We start from the raw sequence: 523 nt of genomic DNA, 5'->3' as shown, positions 1-523 counted from the left end.
TACGCTTCACCGAGAAAAAAGAAAAGTCTTAAAAGCTTTTCTCTGTGAAGGCTGAAAGTTGCTCAGTGTTCTCGGTGGTTTATAGTTTTTATGCGGTCTCCAACATCTCCCTGGCATGAGCAAGTGTCTGCTCGGTCATTTCAATACCGCCTAGCATGCGAGCAACTTCCTCGGTTCTGGCTTTCTTATTAAGCAAGTCAATCGAAGAGCTAACTTTTCCGTCAATTGATTTCTTGCTAATGAAATAATGGTTGTCACCTTGTGAGGCAACTTGTGGCAGGTGGGTAACGCAAATGATTTGTCCATTCTTGCCTAGCGATTTGAGTAGTCGGCCAACAATTTGTGCTGTGCCGCCGCCAATGCCTACATCCACCTCATCGAAAACCAGTGTTGGAATGGTCGAGTTTTGAGCGACAATGACTTGAATCGCTAAGCTGATTCGGGACAGCTCACCGCCTGAGGCAACTTTGTTGATGGCTTTGGGGGGCTGTCCAGGATTGGTGCTAATCAGGAATTCGACGGT

General features: G+C 46.7%; 1 pseudogene. It reads right to left on the bottom strand.

Annotation, left to right across the window (positions count from 1 at the left end):
• Positions 1 to 88: 88 nt before the first annotated feature.
• Positions 89 to 523, bottom strand: a pseudogene (locus A3757_RS27245) (DNA repair protein RecN); the annotation flags it as partial.

This window comes from Oleiphilus sp. HI0117, from assembly GCF_001635235.1.
This window is presented reverse-complemented; position numbering and strand designations above follow the sequence as displayed.